1 protein-coding gene is annotated in these 1,603 nt (G+C 53.8%); it reads right to left on the reverse strand.

Annotation, left to right across the window (positions count from 1 at the left end):
* Window positions 1-697: 697 nt before the first annotated feature.
* Window positions 698-1,477, reverse strand: a complete 780-nt coding sequence (gene yaaA / locus HT737_RS20670; protein ID WP_182403914.1) for a peroxide stress protein YaaA — start codon at window positions 1,475-1,477, stop codon at window positions 698-700.
* Window positions 1,478-1,603 lie beyond the last annotated feature (126 nt).

Below are 1,603 nucleotides of genomic sequence, written 5' to 3' on the forward strand. Positions count from 1 at the left end.
TACTAAGTTCCGAGTGTCTAAATAAGTGCACTCAAGATGTGCGCAACTAGGCCTGGTTGTTATGACTTGCCCTGTTATGCAGCGGATCCTCTTGCTGGAAGACTCTTGTGCATGTTTTCAGTCCACCTGATGTCGGTCGAAAGGCCCGTAGATCAAGCGGTTGGGTGCTCAGGCGAGCACGTTTACAGGGGCGCAGCCTTGGCCTTGTAGAGGATGTTTATGGTGCGTATCACCTATCCATCGTTAGTTGATCAGATGAGTGAACCATCTAGGCAAGTTGCTGTGACAACTTGGTTACATGGTTCTCCGCTCTGCGTAAGTTATCTCGTACAAACTCGGCGAGAATCGTTACCGGTGGTATGAGCTATGCATTTGGACATAGTTCCTACCCGCTCATCGCGAAATCTGAAATTTTTTGAAATATTGACAAAGATGGCACTGGTCTCAAATTGATAGCACTTTCGATTTGGGCCTTTATTAATCGGTGCGCAATCGAGCTAGATAGTTTTGTGCCACTACCGTAAAAAAATTTACGTGCCACTACTGAAAAAAAAGTGCGGGTGTCGAGTGAAACTAAAATTAGAATTGGGTGGGACGATTTTATGGCGCCAATAAAACGGCGAAATGGGGCGGGGGATTTTTGACGTCGTGCGAGCTGCACGACTCGTTATAGAAAGAGTCGTGCATTGGGCATGCTTTATTCCGGGGCGTGGTCGCGCAGAAACACCAGATTGTCCGGTTTCGACTGCTCGGCGCTGTACTGATAACCCTGCACGTCGAACTGTTTGAGCAGGGCGGGATCATTGATTTTTTCCTGAATCACGAAACGGCTCATCAGTCCTCGGGCCTTCTTCGCGTAGAAGCTGATGATCTTGTACTGACCGTTCTTCAGGTCCTTGAACTCGGTGTTGATGATCCGCGCGTTCAGGGCGCTGCGTTTGACCGCCGAGAAGTACTCGTTGGACGCCAGGTTCAGCAGCACGTCGTCACCTTGCTCGGCCAGGGCTTCGTTGAGCCATTCGCTGATGCGGGTGCCCCAGAACGCGTAGAGGTCCTTGCCTCGGGCGTTGGCCAGTTTGGTGCCCATTTCCAGACGGTACGGCTGCATCAGATCCAGCGGACGCAGCAGGCCATAAAGGCCGGAGAGCATGCGCAGGTGCTTTTGCGCGTAGTCGAACTGGGCTTCGCTGAAGGACTGGGCGTCGAGGCCGGTGTACACATCACCTTTGAAGGCGAGCAGCGCCTGCTTGGCGTTTTCCGGGGTGAAGGCGGGCGTCCAGCTGCCGAAACGCGCGGCGTTGAGGCCGCCAATCTTGTCGGACACGTGCATCAGTTCGCTGATTTGTGCCGGGCTCAGTTCGCGCAGTTGCTGGATCAGCTCCTGGGAATGGTCGAGGTATTGCGGCTGGGTAAAGCGCTGGGTCGCCGGCGGTGTTTCGTAATCGAGGGTCTTGGCGGGGGAAATCACCATCAGCATGAAGTCGTCTCCTTTGATCGTGGGGGCGATTCTAGGGGGTTGGCCGGGTTGACTCCAGCTATCAAGCCCATAGGTGATCGATGGTGTGCTGGAAAAGATCGCAGCCCTTCGGCAGCTCCTACAGGT

The organism is Pseudomonas sp. MD195_PC81_125, assembly GCF_014060985.1.
In the GTDB taxonomy this organism is placed as follows: domain Bacteria; phylum Pseudomonadota; class Gammaproteobacteria; order Pseudomonadales; family Pseudomonadaceae; genus Aquipseudomonas; species Aquipseudomonas parakoreensis.

Bases quoted from the DNA above. Each gene is read 5' to 3' on its own strand.
- yaaA (WP_182403914.1), bottom strand. From the start codon at position 1,477: ATGCTGATGGTGATTTCCCCCGCCAAGACCCTCGATTACGAAACACCG.